The 17,321-nt window shown below is 39.5% G+C and carries 11 protein-coding genes and 1 other annotated feature; of the genes, 6 read left to right on the top strand and 5 right to left on the bottom strand.

The annotated features are described in order from the left end of the window. Positions 1 to 158 precede the first annotated feature (158 nt). Positions 159 to 692: a phenolic acid decarboxylase gene (locus CUS89_RS15515; RefSeq protein ID WP_104872766.1), complete on the top strand. Its 534-nt coding sequence runs from the start codon at positions 159 to 161 to the stop codon at positions 690 to 692. 264 nt (positions 693 to 956) lie between these two features. Further along, the gene (locus CUS89_RS15510) at positions 957 to 2,636 is read left to right on the top strand and encodes a hypothetical protein (protein ID WP_104872765.1); all 1,680 of its coding nucleotides are present in this window, start codon (positions 957 to 959) and stop codon (positions 2,634 to 2,636) included. Between the two features lie 292 nt (positions 2,637 to 2,928). Here CUS89_RS15510 and CUS89_RS15505 read toward each other — a convergent pair whose 3' ends face one another. Both CUS89_RS15505 and CUS89_RS15500 read right to left on the bottom strand, forming a co-directional pair. Beyond that, entirely contained in the window at positions 2,929 to 3,756 is an 828-nt protein-coding gene (locus CUS89_RS15505) for an endonuclease/exonuclease/phosphatase family protein (RefSeq protein ID WP_104872764.1), read from the bottom strand. Positions 3,757 to 3,882: 126 nt separating this feature from the next. Beyond that, positions 3,883 to 6,045, bottom strand: a complete 2,163-nt coding sequence (locus CUS89_RS15500; protein ID WP_104872763.1) for a PTS transporter subunit IIBC — start codon at positions 6,043 to 6,045, stop codon at positions 3,883 to 3,885. A 283-nt stretch (positions 6,046 to 6,328) separates the two neighbouring features. Here CUS89_RS15500 and CUS89_RS15495 point away from each other — a divergent pair, with 283 nt between their 5' ends. The 4 genes from CUS89_RS15495 (at position 6,329) to CUS89_RS15480 (ending at position 11,365) form a co-directional block, all read left to right on the top strand. Continuing rightward, a complete protein-coding gene (locus CUS89_RS15495) occupies positions 6,329 to 8,623 on the top strand; it encodes a glycoside hydrolase family 65 protein (protein WP_104872762.1) in 2,295 nt (764 codons plus the stop codon). Then, the gene (pgmB, locus tag CUS89_RS15490; protein ID WP_104872761.1) at positions 8,616 to 9,281 is read left to right on the top strand and encodes a beta-phosphoglucomutase; all 666 of its coding nucleotides are present in this window, start codon (positions 8,616 to 8,618) and stop codon (positions 9,279 to 9,281) included. The genes CUS89_RS15495 and pgmB overlap by 8 nt, the downstream gene beginning before the upstream one ends. Further along, entirely contained in the window at positions 9,274 to 10,284 is a 1,011-nt protein-coding gene (locus CUS89_RS15485; protein ID WP_104872760.1) for an aldose epimerase family protein, read from the top strand. Before pgmB ends, CUS89_RS15485 begins: the two co-directional genes overlap by 8 nt. 64 nt (positions 10,285 to 10,348) lie before the next feature. Then, on the top strand, positions 10,349 to 11,365 hold the full coding sequence (locus CUS89_RS15480; RefSeq protein WP_104872759.1) for a LacI family DNA-binding transcriptional regulator: 1,017 nt from the start codon (positions 10,349 to 10,351) through the stop codon (positions 11,363 to 11,365). A gap of 390 nt (positions 11,366 to 11,755) precedes the next feature. Here CUS89_RS15480 and tyrP read toward each other — a convergent pair whose 3' ends face one another. The 3 genes from tyrP to tyrS all read right to left on the bottom strand — a co-directional run bounded on the left by tyrP (position 11,756) and on the right by tyrS (position 16,840). Beyond that, positions 11,756 to 13,174 carry a tyrosine-tyramine antiporter gene (gene tyrP, locus CUS89_RS15475; RefSeq protein ID WP_019722733.1) on the bottom strand — a complete coding sequence of 473 codons (1,419 nt, stop codon included), beginning with the start codon at positions 13,172 to 13,174 and terminating at the stop codon, positions 11,756 to 11,758. A 244-nt stretch (positions 13,175 to 13,418) separates the two neighbouring features. Next, positions 13,419 to 15,293, bottom strand: a complete 1,875-nt coding sequence (gene tdc / locus CUS89_RS15470) for a tyrosine decarboxylase (RefSeq protein ID WP_104872758.1) — start codon at positions 15,291 to 15,293, stop codon at positions 13,419 to 13,421. 290 nt (positions 15,294 to 15,583) lie between these two features. Next, complete coding sequence (gene tyrS, locus CUS89_RS15465; protein ID WP_010736393.1) at positions 15,584 to 16,840, bottom strand: tyrosine--tRNA ligase; 1,257 nt, start codon at positions 16,838 to 16,840, stop codon at positions 15,584 to 15,586. 77 nt (positions 16,841 to 16,917) lie between these two features. Further along, positions 16,918 to 17,120, bottom strand: a binding site (T-box leader). Positions 17,121 to 17,321 lie beyond the last annotated feature (201 nt).

Raw genomic sequence — 17,321 nt, 5'->3', positions numbered from 1 at the left:
CTTAATTTGACAAATAATACAATAATATATAGCGTAATGTATTTTTTCTAGCCATCAAAATTTCCTCCTTGACATTCTCTCAAATTCATTCTATCATAATCACGTAATCAAAAACATGTAAATTATTACATGTTTTAATTTAAAGGGAGATGCTTTACATGAAACAATTCAAAAACTTAGAAGATTTTATCGGAACTCACTTTATCTATACGTATGACAATGGTTGGGAATATGAATGGTATGCAAAAAATGACCACACCGTTGACTATCGCATTCATGGCGGAATGGTCAAAGGACGTTGGGTCAAAGATCAAGAAGCAGATATCGTAAAATTAACAGATGGTGTTTTTAAAATCACTTGGACTGAACCAACTGGTACAGACGTTGCTTTAGACTTTATGCCAAATGAGAAAAAACTCCATGGTACGATTTTCTTCCCTAAATGGGTCGAAGAACATCCAGAGATCACAGTCACTTTCCAAAACGAACATATTCCTGAAATGGAAGCTGCTCGTGAAAAATATGAAACATATCCAAAACTAGTCGTACCAGAATTTGCGACAATTACTTATATGGGTGATGCGGGTGTTGATAATGAAGATGTCATCAGCGAAGAACCTTATGAAGGAATGCCAAAAGACATTCGTGAAGGTCGTTACTTCGACGAAAACTACCGTCGCATCAATAAATAATCACTCTATCTCACTCGTATAGAATCGAAAGCCACTCCTTCAATTGATGAAGACCAGTGGCTTTTTGATCATTATAAACGGAGGCTTTTGTTTCTACCTTTTATTTTATTGTAAATAAATGTGGTCATTTAACTTTTCCAATTGATTTCTTTATGATTTACATAAATAATTTCATGTTATTTTCAAATTTTTTCTAATTCCTTGCCTCTCTTTTCATTAACCTTTATGATAAGTTTAGTTATTATATGAAAAGGAGCCAAACAGTTGAAAAAATATAGACCATATTTTTTGATTTTTATTTTCGCAATTATTTTCGTATTGCCGAATATCTTATCACACAAATTGATCATCGGGGCTGATGCGCCATTTCATTACAATCGTTTTTATGATGCAGCCCAACAAATTATTCACGGAGACTTACACTACTTCCCATCGATGTATGGCTTTCAACAAAGCGGTCGGATCGTCAATGCGATCTACGGTCCCTTATTCTCATATTTTCAAGGGTTGATCGTACTCGTTGCTAGAAGTTGGTATCATTACCAGATCTTATCGAATTTTATCCTCTTCCTTATCGCAGGTTGGTCCATGTTGACTTTGCTGCGTTATGTAAAAGTACGTGAATGGGTAAGTGTACCGGTTTCAGTCTTGTTCATGACGACCTATTCGATCCAATATTGGGCTGTTAATCAAGGTTTTACGAGCTGGGGAACAGTATTTTATCCTTTATGTATGATCCCGCTCGTTGATTTCATCGTGCATAAAAAATTCCCTGTCCTCAAAGTAACTGCGGCGATTGCATTGATGACACAGATCCATCTGCTATCTTCTGTGATGTTAGTGCTGATGTATATTCCTTTTTATGGGTATTATTTCTTCACACAAACCAACAAGGGAAAAGCTCTTTTACAGTTAGGGAAATCAATTTTGCTTTACTTTATCCTAACGGCAAACATCTGGGTAGGTATGGCTTTGGTTTACAGTGGAAATGAGATTCTTCCACCATTCGTCAATCGACGAATGACAGAGAAATCAATCAATCTTGAGGGAAGTTACTGGTTGAATTATCCGAAAATCCTACCTGTCGTTTTATTTGCTGGATTTTTATTTTTCTTATTGTTCCGAAAAAGAGAAGAACTGTTTCCAAAGCTTTTGTTGCGCACAAGCGTTGTGTTCTTCTTACTTTCAACCAGCCTGATCCCTTGGAATACATTAGTTGAAAACGAAGTGCCATTTATTAGCTTGATCCAGTTTCCGTTTCGTTTCTTTGTTCCATTTACCTTGCTTTTCTTACTTTACTTTGCGATCGTCGCCAATCGTTGGGAAAACAAAACATGGTTACGGATAGCTGCGACCTTACTGATCTTGATCAGTTCTGTTCAAACCATCCAAAACTTATACCGTCACCTCGATAAATGGGAAGATGAAACCTTCGTCAGTCGTCATACGTATTTGTTCGATACACCTGATGAAGCAAGAAAAACTTTCTATAGTCGTGATATGTCCAAAAGTTTATTCGTTTTCCAAAAGACAACACCAGACTATTTGCCGATCTATAAACAAACGACAGCGAATAAATACGATCGCTACAATGAAGAAATCCTGGAAAATGAAACAACGTTTATCAAATCCCATCCTGATGGTCGGTTGAGCATCAAATGGAAAAACACTGGTGAACCAACTGTTCATGTACCAGTCATTGTTTATGATCGCACCGTCTTGATGCAAAATGGACAGAAATTGACGGATTTTGAATTGACCGATATCGGTACACCGATCGTCAAGCAGCATAATGGCATCAACGAAATCATTCTCTATTATGACCTTCCAGTCTATTTCTACTTCGTTGTTGCTGCGACTATTGCCGGTTGGCTATCCTTTTTAGGCATCTATCTTTCACAAAAGTTTAATTTTAGGAAAGAAAAAAATGTGAAAATCAGCTAGACTATCATTTTTTTAGATTATACGTAACATCTATCATATATGTATAAGAATAAGCGAGGCTATGACAGATTGACTGTCATAGCCTCGCTTATTTTTAAAATTTGAGAGTAGATAATTTATCCATTCTCAGCAGACATTCTCTTGGTTAATCGTTATATGAAACGTAAGTAAGTGGGTATGAAAAATCCTAAGACTTGTCAGCTCTTATTCGTTCGCTTTATCTTGATCAATCCAATCTTTCTCCTCATCAAACTTATTTGAGTGAATCCAACTACGGCAAAAAGCACCTATCTTATAGCTCCATTTCCACAGACACTCCAAAATGATCACTAACAATCGGACCATTCGTCCCATCAAAGACGCGCGTATACGTACTGACTTTACTCTCCGTCGGAACGAAAATATAATCGATCCGCAGTGCTTCTGTATTGTCTTCCCAGCCATCGATTTTTTTCTCGATCGTGGCTTCTTCAGATTTTTGTTCGGCTAAAACATATGAATCTTTGATGTTCAATTGGTTGTCTGCCACTAAGTGATACCCTTCCTCACCTACTGGATTATTAAAATCACCCATCAACAAGCAAGGTATTTGATAAGTTAAGAGTTCTTTCTGTAAGAATTGCCACTCGTAGGCAAAGCCAGTTTCTGTATCTGACCACCAAGAGAAATGACAGCTTGCGACAACGAGTGGTTGATTATCAAGGACTGTTTCTGCAACAAGGATCATGCGGGTACGGTAGTTTTCTTTTTCTTTGGTTTCAGACACTAAGTATGCCCGACTAGTCAGAGGAGCCTTTGATAAAATGGCATTCCCTTCTTCATACTTGTCATAACCAATATGACTCATTTCCCAACTCCAAAAATAAGGTTCGCCTGCTTCTGCTAGTCGTTGGATCAAGCAATAAGCGAAATTATCTTTGTGGATCGGGGTCTGATTCGTTACTGGACAAAAACCGCCTAGCTCTTGTTCATTTACGATATCCGTTTCAAGTAGTTGATTGACCTCTTGCAAAGCAATCACATCATAGCGCTCAGCTAAAATCTTGTCTGCAAGGTCCTGAAGTTTAGTTATTGGTTCTGCTTCCAACCAACTATGGGTATTCAACGTCATTACTTTCAATTTTGGAACCTCTCTTCCATTTTACATAAAAATCAGAGACCGCTACGTCAGCGCTGATCTTTGAAGAAATCTTTTCCTCAATCGTCTCGCTTTTTCGTCACAATCTCTGATCACTTCTTTTATCTATTATAACTTGATTTTACCGATTTCTGTACCCATTTCAACAGAACCAAGGGTGGTGATCGCAATTTCTTTCACTTTATCATCAGTGAAAACAACCATGATCGTTGTATCTTTTCCTTGTTCTTTGACTTTTGCAAGATCCATGCGTGCAATCGGCATACCCGGTGTGACTTCTTGTCCTTCTTTGACAGAAACTTCAAATGCGGGTTCTGCCATTTGGACAGTATCGATTCCCATATGGATCAACACTTCCGCACCTTCTGCTGTTTCCATGCCGATGGCGTGTTTCGTTGGGAATACGCTGACGATTCTACCAGCTACTGGAGCAGTGATCGTATCTGTTTCAGGAATGACAGCAAAACCATCGCCCATCATTTTTTGTGAGAATACTGGATCATTGACCGCTGCTAAAGCAATCACTTCTCCTTTGGCTACTGCGTACAATTCTTTTTCGATTCCTAATGCTGCTGTCGTCGTTTCTTTTTCCATCACGACTTCTTTGACTTGCGGTTCAGGGATGTCTGCGCCTGATTGCAATAAATCTTCAATATCTGATTTTAACACATCTGCTTTTGGTCCATAGACTGCTTGGACACCATTGTCTTTGACGATCAAGCCCATCGCGCCAGCACGTTTCCACGCATCTTCTGAACCAACTCTACCTCGATCCGCCACTGTTATACGTAACCGTGTCATACAAGCATCTACGTCTTTGATATTTTCTTTTCCACCTAATAAATGGATGATTTGGATAACTTGTTGATCCGCAGCTCCTGCTGTCGTGCCAGTGGTTGTTTCTTCACTATCATTGTCATAGTTCCCGTTACGTCCTGGTGTCGCAAAGTTGAATTTCTTGATCAAGAAATTCGCTAAGAAATAAGTCACTACGCCAAAGAGAATGACACAGATGACGAAGTTGATCAAATCGCCACCAAGCCCTGCTTTGATCCCTAATGGTGTTCGCGTCAATAATTCGATATTCCCGAAAGAGTGGACACGCAACGGTAAGATATCCGCCATCGCAAAAGCTGCTCCTTGAATGACTGCATAGATCGCATACAGTGGAACTGCCGCAAACATAAACATAAACTCTAGTGGTTCCGTTACCCCTGTTAAAAAGACAGCTAAAGCAGCTGAGAAATACATGGATTTGTATTTTGCTTTTTTGTCTGGGTCGACATTGCGATACATTGCAAGTGCAATCCCCATCAAAATACCAGAAGAACCAATCATTTGACCGACTTTGAAACGCGCAGGTGTCCAATTGTTCAAGACGAATTCATATTGCGCCATGTCTCCTGCACCTCGTAAGTTCACTAAGTCAGTCGCCCAAGCTAACCATAATGGATCTTGACCAAATACTTGTGTACCGGCTTGTGCGCCAGATAAAATCTCATATGTTCCACCTAATTGCGTATAGTTGATTGGAATCGTCAACATGTGGTGCAACCCAAAAGGTAGTAATAAACGTTCTAACGTTCCATATAAAAATGGTGCTAAAATTGGTGCGCTATCTTGCGATTGTGCAATCCATAATCCAAAGTTGTTGATTCCTGCTTGAATGGCTGGCCAGACTGCTGCCAAAATAAGAGCTACGATCGTTGACCAAAGGATCACTACAAAAGGAACAAATCGTTTACCGTTAAAGAAAGAAAGTGCATCTGGTAATTTACGGTAGTTATAGTATTTGTTATAAGCCATCGCTCCGACGAACCCAGCGATGATCCCTACGAATACTCCCATGTTCAATGCAGGAGCTTCTAAAACACTCGTAAAGAATCCTTTGACCATGATCCGTGTGCCGAACAACGTATGTGTGAAGGCATCTTCGTTTGCTAACATCTCTGTTGTGACCCCGAAAATCGCTCCTGTGATCCGATTGATCAAAACAAACGAGATTCCGGCAGCGAATGCACCGCCTGCCCGTTCTTTTGCCCAACTACCACCTATTGCTAACGCAAATAATAAATGCAAGTTTCCAATAATTGCCCAACCAATACTTTCAAGAACGCCACCAGTAGTGACAAGGGCAGCCATATCTGGGTTGATCAAAGGAATCGATTTCCCGATACTGATCATTAAACCAGCAGCTGGCATAACTGCTACAACGACCATTAAAGCCTTTCCAAATTTCTGCCAAAAATCAAAACTAAATATTTTTTTCAATTTCTATCTCTCCTTTACGCAATCGGTTTCGTTAATCCGTATTATAGAGGTAATTTCTTTTTTTGTAAATGCTTTATTTTTATTTTATTTATTTTTTTATCGAAAAGCATGACGCATCTAATACAATAAGAGCTTCATACAAATACTAGGAGGATTACGCTTTCTATTCTCTTACGCAGTGTTCGCCAATAAAAAAGATTGAGTATTTAGCAGTTTGCTATTGACTGACGCAACCGGTTGCGTTTATTATAAACCTAAGAAATGAAACATTAGGAGGAGAATCATGAAACAAATCAAACGCTTATTCCAAATCGACCCTTGGAAAATCAGCACGACAACATTAGATAAAGAAAACTTGCGTTTACAAGAGTCATTGACAAGTATTGGAAACGGCTACATGGGAATGCGTGGCAACTTCGAAGAAACTTACTCTGGCGATCATCATCAAGGCACTTATTTAGCCGGTATCTGGTACCCTGACAAAACTCGTGTAGGTTGGTGGAAAAACGGGTATCCTGAATACTTTGGAAAAGTCATCAATGCAGTCAACTTTATTGCAATGGATATTTACATCAACGACCAACTGATTGACTTAGCTTCACTAGACCCAGAAGATTTCTCTTGGGAATTAGATATGAAAAACGGGGTCTTATCTCGTCAGTTTACGATTACAACAGCCACAAACAAAGTCCGTTTCTCATTTGAACGTTTCTTGAGTATCGTTAAAAGCGAAGCGGCCTATATCCGTGTAAAGGTTGAGTTGATTGCCGGTTCTGCCACTGTAAAATTTGTTTCGAAACTCGATGGAAATGTCCAAAATGAAGATAGTAACTACGATGAGCATTTCTGGAATCAGATCGACCGTGGCACAAAAGACTCGATCGGTTATTTGACAACGAAGACCATCCCTAATGCATTTGACATTGAACAATTCACTGTCACTGCTGGGATGCGCCATTTTATCAATGGCAAAGAAACGACACCTCTATTTGAAGAGCAAACATTAGCGTTACAGGGTGTATTCTCTTATGATCTAACACAAAACGAACCTGTGGTCGTAGATAAAGAAGTCTTGATTTTGACAAGTCGTGATATCCCCGAAGCACAACAAGTCGCAACACTTATGGATGAATTCAATCAGTTAACTACCCATTATGATGAAGCCAAAGAAGAACAAACAACCGCTTGGGCAAAACGTTGGGAATTGGCTGATGTAGTTATCGAAGGTGACGACGAAGCGCAACAAGGGATCCGTTTCAATCTTTTCCAATTGTTCTCTACTTATTATGGAGAAGACGAACGCTTGAACATCGGACCAAAAGGATTTACTGGTGAAAAATACGGCGGTGCGACGTACTGGGATACAGAAGCTTACGCTGTGCCATTATATCTAGCATTAGCTGACCCAGAAGTCACAAAAAATTTATTGAAATACCGTCATAATCAGTTACCACAAGCAATCCACAATGCCCAACAACAAGGATTGAAAGGCGCACTTTATCCAATGGTGACCTTTACAGGTGTCGAGTGCCACAATGAGTGGGAAATCACCTTTGAAGAAATCCATCGTAACGGCGCGATTGCTTACGCGATCTACAATTATACAAATTATACTGGCGATACGTCTTATCTGAAAAAGGAAGGACTTGAAGTATTGGCGGAAATCGCTCGTTTCTGGGCGGATCGTGTCCATTACTCCAAACGTCAAAATAAGTATATGATCCACGGCGTGACTGGTCCGAACGAATACGAAAACAATATCAATAACAACTGGTATACCAACACGATCGCTGCATGGGTCCTTCGCTATACTCGCGAAAACTATTTAGCGTTCAAAGAAGAAGCGACAATTGAAATCAGCGAAGAAGAATTAGCAAAATGGGCAGATATTGTTGAAAACATGTACTACCCGATCAATGAGGAACAAGGAATTTTTGTCCAACATGATACATTCCTCGACAAAGATTTGATGCCGGTTTCTGATCTACCACTTAGCGAATTGCCATTGAACCAAAAATGGTCTTGGGATAAGATCTTGCGTTCTTGCTTCATTAAACAAGCGGATGTGTTACAAGGCATCTATTTCTTCAATGAAGAATTTACAAAAGAAGAAAAACAACGGAACTTTGATTTCTATGAGCCGATGACCGTTCACGAATCTTCTCTTTCTCCAAGTATCCATGCGATTTTAGCTGCTGAACTTGGCTTGGAAGAAAAAGCAGTCGAAATGTATCAACGTACCGCTCGTTTAGATTTAGATAACTACAACAACGATACAGAAGATGGATTGCATATCACGTCAATGACAGGTAGTTGGTTAGCGATCGTCCAAGGTTTTGCACAAATGAAAACTGCTCATGGCGAATTATCTTTCGCACCATTTTTACCAAACACATGGAATGCCTATTCTTTCCATATCAATTACCGCGGTCGCTTGATTTTCATCGCTGTTTCTGATGAACAAGTCACCTTTACATTACTGAATGGCGAGGCACTAGAATTGACGGTGTATGGACAAACACACGAACTGACAGATCAACTGACGATTCCATTAAGAAAGGACGATGCACATGTTTAAAGGTGTTCTATTCGATTTAGACGGTGTCATCACCGACACAGCAGAATTCCATTATCGCGCCTGGAAAAAACTTGGTGAAGAAATCGGGATTTCAATCGACCGAAACTTCAACGAACAATTAAAAGGTGTCAGCCGAGAAGATTCATTAACCCTGCTTCTTGCTTATGGCAAGAAAGAAAATGACTTCTCAAACGAAGAATTTGCTGCTTTAGCTAAACGTAAAAATGAGTATTATCTAGAAATGATCCAAGAAATCACGCCAGCAGACGTATTCTCGGGTATCGTTCCCTTATTAACAGAATTAAAGGAAGCTGGTATCAAGATCGCCTTAGCTTCTGCTAGTAAAAACGGACCATTGTTACTAGATAAAATGCAATTGACGGATTACTTTGATGCAATTGCTGATCCTAGCAAAGTAGCAAGCGGGAAACCCGCCCCTGATATCTTTTTATTAGCAGCCAAAGAAATCGGATTAGAGGCAACTGATTGTTTAGGTATTGAAGATGCAAAAGCTGGCATCCAAGCGATCATCGCAAGCGGTGCCTATCCTGTTGGAGTTGGACGCAAGGAAGATCTTGGGGAGGACATTCCGATCGTCGCTGATACGTCTTCGTTAACACTCGACTATCTACAACACGTTTGGCGCAAAGATGTCTGAACCAAGCATCTCTGTCCTCCCTATCAAACAAACCAATCTCAAAAAAATCACATTGAAGAACGACGAACTAGAAGTCGTTCTTCTCAATTATGGCGCTCGCTTGCATCAAATATTCACAGCGGATAGATCTGGGCATATGGAAAATATCTTACTCTCTTACGACAATCTCCAAGATGTTTTATCTGATCAAAGTTTTTTCGGTGCAACTGTTGGTCCAGTGGCAGGTAGGATCAGAAACGGCGAATGGGGACCTCACCAACTAGAAAAAAATAATGGCAACCATCATATCCATGGCGGAACAAACGGCTGGTCCTTTCAGTTTTGGGAAGTAGAAGTATTCAAATCGCCACAAGCAGTGGGTGTCGTCTTTTATTTAAACGATACATTTTCAGGTTATCCTGGACCAATCACCGCAACTGTGACCTATCAATTAGAAGGTAATAAATTAGTCATGATCACTAAAGCCAACAGTGTAGTAGAAACGATTTGCAACCCGACAAATCACGCATATTTCAATCTATCTGGAGATGGAAAACGCGATATTGATTCCCATCAACTCCAGATCCAATTAGATAGCTTGTTACTTTTGGATCATGACAAATTACCTACAGGGGAAACACTAGACAAAGCGGACTTACCGATCAACTTTCAAGAACCGAATACACTGACAGAGATTTTAGCCAAGTATCCTTCGGGACTTGATGATGTTTTTTTATTAAATACGCCTAAACTCACCAAAAATAGCTTAACTTTATCAGAAGAAGCTTCCGGTCGCCAAATGAATATAGCAACTACGAACAAAAGTATGGTATTATTTTCTACAACTGGGTTCGATGCAGATTTACAGATCAACGGTCAACACATGCATTCTCATTTTGGCTTAGCGATCGAACCCCAAGAAATACCAGATATCGTTCATTTCCCGGAGTTTGGCTCGATCACATTGCGCCCTGGACAAGAACGTGTCAGCCAAACAACTTATGAATTTAGTACATTCACGTAACCAGTTTATTTCAACTTGGTTTTAACAAGACGATGGACGATGAAAAAGAAAGGTGATTTAACTTATGGCAATCACAGTGAAAGATGTTGCAAAAAAAGCAGGCGTAGCGACATCTACTGTTTCTCGCGTGATCAATGACCATCCAAGTATTTCCGAAACAACGAAAAAGAAAGTACGAAAAATCATGGATGAACTAGGATATGTCCCTAATATCACGGCGAGAAATCTTGGTAAACGCGTATCAAGCGCTGTAGGTGTCATTCTTCCACCACTCGATTCAAAAGAGCGTCTTGGCAACCCGTTTTATTTAGAAATCATGGAAGCAATCAATGAAGAAGCACGACATCATGGTGTAACAACAGCTGTTGCTACTGCGAAAAGCTTCGACGTCTTATTAGAGAACGTTCAGCGGATGCATTTGCAAAAACAAGTCGATGGCTTTATCCTAGTCTACTCCGACAGTGACGATCCAGTCATTGATTATCTTTATGAACAACAGATTCCCTTCACACTGATCGGACAACCGTACCATCATGAGAACGAAATCATCTACATTGATAACGACAATCAACTGTTAGGAAAGCAAGCCACCGAATTTTTGATCGATAACGGCCATAAAAATATTCTTTTCGTGACCAATACCACACACGAAAGTTTATACTTCGAACGCTATTTCGGTTATCAAAAAGCGATGATGTTAGCAGGGCTGAACGCCCAACCAAGTGTGACCTTGGAACAAGCTGAAGATTACTTGGATTTTGACACGATCTTAAAAAAGACAGAAGCGACAGCGCTAGTTGTTATCGATGATATTTTTGCTTTACGCACGATGCAACTCGCCCAAATGTATGGCTATATCATCCCGGAAACTCTTTCGATGATCAGCTTCAATAACTCGATTTTCTCTACATTGATGCATCCTTACTTAACAAGTATCGACATCGATATCTCTGAGTTAGGTCGAGTCGCGATGCAAAAATTGCAAGAACTGATCCATGAAGAAGTGAGCAATGGTGTACGCTTAGTGATCCCCCATCGTTTGATCAAACGAGAAACGGTCGTTCCATTGAAAGAAAAATAGATCATCCATTCCTAGGCAGATCAAACAAAAATAGCAAAGCATCTTGTCTTCGGACACAAGATACTTTGCTATTTATTTTACTAGTAATCAACTGATCCACTAACGATAAGTCCACATTTGTATTTAACTAGAAATAATCAAAAAAAGAAATCTCTTCTATTTCTTTCTAAAAATCTCTTAAAATGTGGTTAAAGAGGCATGCATTAACATGCCCCATGTAGTCCGTTCAAAGCGGATGGCATCAATAGAACATTAGAGCACGTCTACTTCGCCAAAAGTTGAGACGGCTCTATTTTTTTTGCTCTTGATTTTTTAAGAAAAACAACACCTACGAAGAAAACAGTTCTTCATAAGTGTTGTTTTATATTCTCTAAGAGATCATTTTTCCTGTTATTCTTTTAAGTCTGCTTCAACTTCAGTCAACCAGGTTGCTTTCTTCACGCGATTGATGATCAGCGGAATAACGAACATCACGATTGCGATGACCGCAACAAGCAATGCATCCGCTAATGTTGAAGTTCCTAACGTTGAAACAACCACGGCGATAATTGCCAACATCAGCATACAGCTAACCAGCCACGCAAAGCCATTTCCTTTTTTACCAATTCGATAAGGACGAGGCAATTCTGGATGGCTAGTTCTCATTTTCACTAAAGATATGGCAATCAAGAGATATACGATGCAATAAATCACTGTTGTTGCATTCGTCAATGTAAGAAAGACCGCACTTACATCATCCATGACGCCATAAAGTAACGCAAAGAGGGAAATAACTACTGATTGCGTCAATACCACATTTCTTGAAACACCATATTCATTTTCTTTATGGAAGCCAAATTTTGGTGGCAAGAATCCTTCACGCGCTACTTGGATGATTGTTTTAGAAGGTCCAGTTACCCAAGCGGACAATTGTAATAACACACCAATAAAGACCATAAAGCTGAAGATATTACCGATGATCGTTGGTAAGCCTAAAATATCACAATAGATCAATACTGGTTGCGTGATGTTTGCCAATTCCATCGTTCCTTCTGGTACGACATTTGCGACAAATAAGGCGTTGATGACATTCAACAAGACAAGTCCGATCAATGCAATAAAGACCCCTTTCGTATAGTTCTTCGTTGCATCTTTCAAACGAGGCATATACACTGAGCTCATTTCGATTCCCACAAAGATAAATGTGATCCCTGCCAAATATTTCAACGAATCACTATGTTGTAGATCAGGTAATGCTTTCGACCATGAAAAATCCCCTAAATAACCATTTGAAACAAGTCCCACTTTGAAAAACGCTAAAATCCCCAAAACAAACATGATCACTACAGGAATATAAACGCCCAACCAAACACCAATATTCCCGCCAACTTTCGCCATGTCAAACTTCAAATTGAGCAAGGTGATGATCCAGTAGATGACCAAGATACATCCTAAAACGAAGTAGTGATTGTTGCCAAGAGCGGCGTTCCCAAACGTATTCCCTAACAATGGGCCTAATGTCGAAGCGACCATGACCATTCCTGGGAACATTTGCACCCAAAGTAACCACGCAACGACAAATCCCCATTTACTACCTAGTGCTGTTTTGACCCAAAGTTGCGGGCCTCCTTCTTGTGGCAGCATCGTTGATAACTCACCTGAAATCATTGAAATGGGTCCAGCAAAAAACAAGACGGCAAAAATCGTGTAAAAAATCAATGTCCAACCAACAGCTGACAATGTTGGGATACTACGAACAGTGGCACATAGCGCCATGGTCAAACCAATGAATGTTCCTAGCCCCATTTTACTTACTTGAGCTTTACTCAATTTTGACACTCTCCTTATTCATAAATAAATAGGCGTGTCTTTGAAACTTTTCATTAACAGCAACTAAAAGCAAACGTATGGCCAACTTGTGCTTTGAGTATTCTTTGCTTGGATCATCAAGCTTCAAAGGCACGTCAACGTGAAATATTTGATAAGAGAAAGGAGGCTCATCCTTTGTTCGTTTGGAACGAGAAATGAGCGCTCATTCTACTTACTCTCTCTTCGTTCATCAAAAGATTTACATTTATTTTGTTTCGTTTGCCACTAACTGATCTGCATAGATTTTTTCTAGTTTGCTTTGAAGCGCTGCTTTGATTTTTTCTGCATATTCTTCAAAATGTTCTGCTTTATTCATATAAGGCGTCATGACACTGGCACGTAAAACTGTGACTTTTCCAGCACGTTCCCATTCTTCTTCTGTAAATCCTAATTGTTTTACAAATTGAAGTGGGCTATTGCCATAATCTGGAATTGCAAAGTCTGTGTGAGATGTCAGGAATTCATTGCCATAGATGCTTCCTTTGACATAAGAAGAATAATCATACACATCATGGTTCAATTGATTCATTGCTACCAGATCATCATTTCCTTTTTCTTTGAATACATAATCAACCATATTGAAATCTGGATAAGTCAATGGATGCACTTCGATTTCTTTATCTCCTACTTTGAAGGTTAAATTGTTCAAGAAGTGGAAGAAACGATGTGCGCCTTCAATCGATGCACCCATCAATTTACCATAACCAGTCACATTCAGTGGTAGTACATGATGCGCTGCCCAAACACTTGCAGCAGTTGCTCCGGCTTTTGAACCTTCTAAAATATAGGCACCAAGCAACGCTGGGATATCCGCTCCTTTTTCAAATACATAGGTTGCAAAGTAAGAGATCACATCACGCATACGAATGTCTTTGATCACGATACCTCCAGCAGAGTAAGGGACATATCCCATTTTATGTGGATCGATCGTCACTGATTCTGCTTCTTCAATTGCTTGATACGCGCGGTGTACTTCTTCTAAAAGATAATCTTTATTTTCTGTGAAGACATGATGTTTTGCGTGTACTTCTTTTAATTGATCAAATGGGATGAATTGATTGTTTTCATCAAGGAAGATCGCACGTCCGTAACCACCATAAGCAGCATCTACGTGTAGGTAGAAATAAATTCCTTCTTTTTCTAGGTCGCGACGTAATTCTACGATCTTGTCGATTTCATCGATTGCTCCTTCTTCGGTAGAACCAACGACACCAACGACACCTAAAACTGGTGTGTGTTCTGCTACTAAATCACGGATGATCGTTTCAAGCTCATTGATGTCCATGCGATAGTTATGGTCGACAGGTACTGGAATGACTTGATCTAGACCGACACCGATAATGTCTGCTGCTTTCAACCATGAATAGTGTTTTGTTTGTGGCACTAACCATTTACCTAATTGTTGAAGATGTTTCCCACTGCGTGCAGAATGTGCTTTGATCTCATCAATTTTTTCTGGCACTTGATCTAACAGATCGATGATTTCACGAGTTGAAAGATTCATCAATTCCCAATCTGATTTGCCTGAAACCAATTCAGGTGCCACTTCTTTCATCGCAAGTGGCAATGATTTGATGTTGCGCGCATACCAAAGACCTTCTAAGTTTGCTAATGAGCCATCTGCAACGATATGGCCCCAGCCATTTTTGTACCCCATCAATGTAGCAAATTCCATTCCGACTTCTTCTTCCATTTGACTTGTTGCTGGAGAAGATTCATATGCGACGTTATTTCCATTCCAGAGCATCGCAAAATTATAGGCTAATAATGATGGCATCAATGTTTCAGAGTTCATATGACCCCAATAACGACCTGCATTATGCCATGGGACAGAGTGTGTACGCATCCGCGTAGAGATTTCAGCTAACACGTCTTTTGTTTTATTGATCGTGTGCGCGAAGCTTTCACTGCTTTTTTCTTCCGGCGTAATGATCGGCATATCTTGTGGCATATAATTTTGACGCCATCCTAAGTGTTCGTCCACTAATTCATTTAACAAAGCTTTATAGATTTGGCCATTCTCTGCTTTGTCTCCAATGAATAGTGCATTCAAATTTAAATCATTTACATTTGATTCCATTTAGAAACCCTCCTAAAATAATTTTTTAAATTTTGTCGAGGCTTAGATTACACCTGTTTTTTATTTCTGTAAATATCACTTTTTCTATTTTCCTCATTTCATTTTAATGTTTTTAATTGTTTGAATTGTTGGTACAATTGATAAAAAATAAAAAAAGGAGGGAATTTACAAATGTAAATTCTCTCCTCGTGATTGTATTAACGACAATCGGCGTAACTATTAGGATAAGTTTCAAAAATTGGAATTTTGTAATGGAATAGACCTTTTACAAGGTAAAAAATTACTAAATTCTAATCAACTACTTTGGCCAAAAAGTAGCGTTTTTTCCCTTTTCTGATCACTACGAATTTACCATCAAATTCTGTAGCTGGATCAATGACAAAATTTAAATCGGTTACGCGATCACCGTTAATACTTATAGCTCCGTTCGACACATCTTCACGTGCTTGACGTTTTGATGGTTCGATTTTTGTGGAAACCAGTAGTTCCACGATATTTTCAGGGGTACTTGAAATCTCTACATTCGGCATGTTTCCAAAGCCTTGTTCGATTTCTGAAGCATTTAATTCTTTGATATTTCCAGAGAACAATGCAGCTGTGATTTTTTGCGCTTCTTGTAAGTCTTCTTCGCTGTGGACAAAACGTGTCACTTCTTCTGCTAAACGACGTTGCGCTTCACGTTTTTCAGGTTCTGTCTCCACTTTTTTCGCTAATTCATTGATTTCTTCTTGCGATAAGAAAGTGAAGAATTTCAAGTATTTTACAACATCCCGATCATCTTGATTCAACCAGAATTGGTAGAATTCGTAAGGTGATGTTTTTTCAGGATCTAGCCAGATCGCACCACCAGCAGTTTTTCCGAATTTTGTTCCGTCGGCTTTTAGCATCAATGGGATCGTCAACCCAAAGGCTTCCGCTTCCGGACCTTCCAATTTACGGATCAGGTCTAAACCAGCAGTGATGTTTCCCCATTGGTCAGCTCCACCGATCTGTAATTGGACATCGTACGTTCTGTGCAAGTGCAAGAAGTCGATCGATTGCAAGATTTGGTAAGTAAATTCAGTGAATGAAATACCGACTTCCAAACGACTTGCCACGATATCTTTTGCTAACATCGTATTGATGTTGAAGTTCTTTCCGTAGTCTCTTAAAAATTCTAATAAAGAAATATTTGATAACCAGTCATAGTTGTTCACGAATGTGATGTTGGCATCTTTCCCAAACAGTTTACGCATTTGGTTCGATAGTGCATCCACATTATGTTGGACTTGTTCCATCGTTTGTAAAACACGTTCGCTCGTCCGTCCACTTGGGTCACCGATCGTTCCAGTTCCTCCACCAATCAAGATGTATGGATGATGCCCTGCTAATTGGAATCTTTTCATCATCATAAACGGGATCAAATGCCCAATATGCATTGAATCTCCTGTTGGATCGACCCCACAATAAAGGGAAATACTCTTTTCTTCAACCAGTTCACGAAGTCTTTCCTCGTTCGTTTGTTGGTTAATGGCATCGCGCCATGTTAATTCATCAATGATATTCATAAAATCCCCTCCGTATTTTTTCAAAGCAGAGTATCTGCTCATTTTTTGATCAAATAAAAAATCCCTTGACTGATCAGTCAAGGGACGAAAATTCGCGGTACCACCCAAGTTATATGTCTGTTTTTAAACATATCTCTCTAACATTTAACGCTGTCGCGTGGCATCATGCCATAGACTCCTAAAATGTAATTCGCGCTAAAGCATGTACTAGTTCACAGCAACCACTAGCTTTCTGAAACATTGGCTTTATCCACTACTTCGTTTTATTCATCGTCTAATTCTTATTTATCTATCTCTTATCTTAGAACGCACTGTTTTTTTTGTCAACAAAAAAATTTTTTCTTGGTCTTTCCACTGATAAGAAATATCCTTCTTTTTTCAAATCATGCGCTAGACGCAAACTTTCTGAACAAATGGACTCTTGTAGCTCGCACTGCTAGAACATAGGATCGTCTACTGCTCGATTCGTTGATAAATGTTG

Origin of the sequence: Enterococcus mundtii, assembly GCF_002947535.1 — a bacterium.
In the GTDB taxonomy this organism is placed as follows: Bacteria; Bacillota; Bacilli; order Lactobacillales; family Enterococcaceae; genus Enterococcus_B; species Enterococcus_B mundtii_B.
The sequence above is the reverse complement of the archived record's forward strand: the minus strand, read 5'-3'. Positions and strand labels throughout refer to the sequence as shown.

What these genes read in the sequence shown, in the direction of transcription:
- CUS89_RS15515 (WP_104872766.1), top strand. Translation starts at nt 159, where the DNA reads ATGAAACAATTCAAAAACTTAGAAGATTTTATCGGAACTCACTTTATC.
- CUS89_RS15495 (WP_104872762.1), top strand. Translation starts at nt 6,329, where the DNA reads ATGAAACAAATCAAACGCTTATTCCAAATCGACCCTTGGAAAATCAGC.
- pgmB (WP_104872761.1), top strand. Translation starts at nt 8,616, where the DNA reads ATGTTTAAAGGTGTTCTATTCGATTTAGACGGTGTCATCACCGACACA.
- CUS89_RS15485 (WP_104872760.1), top strand. Translation starts at nt 9,274, where the DNA reads ATGTCTGAACCAAGCATCTCTGTCCTCCCTATCAAACAAACCAATCTC.
- CUS89_RS15480 (WP_104872759.1), top strand. Translation starts at nt 10,349, where the DNA reads ATGGCAATCACAGTGAAAGATGTTGCAAAAAAAGCAGGCGTAGCGACA.
- tdc (WP_104872758.1), bottom strand. Translation starts at nt 15,293, where the DNA reads ATGGAATCAAATGTAAATGATTTAAATTTGAATGCACTATTCATTGGA.
- tyrS (WP_010736393.1), bottom strand. Translation starts at nt 16,840, where the DNA reads ATGAATATCATTGATGAATTAACATGGCGCGATGCCATTAACCAACAA.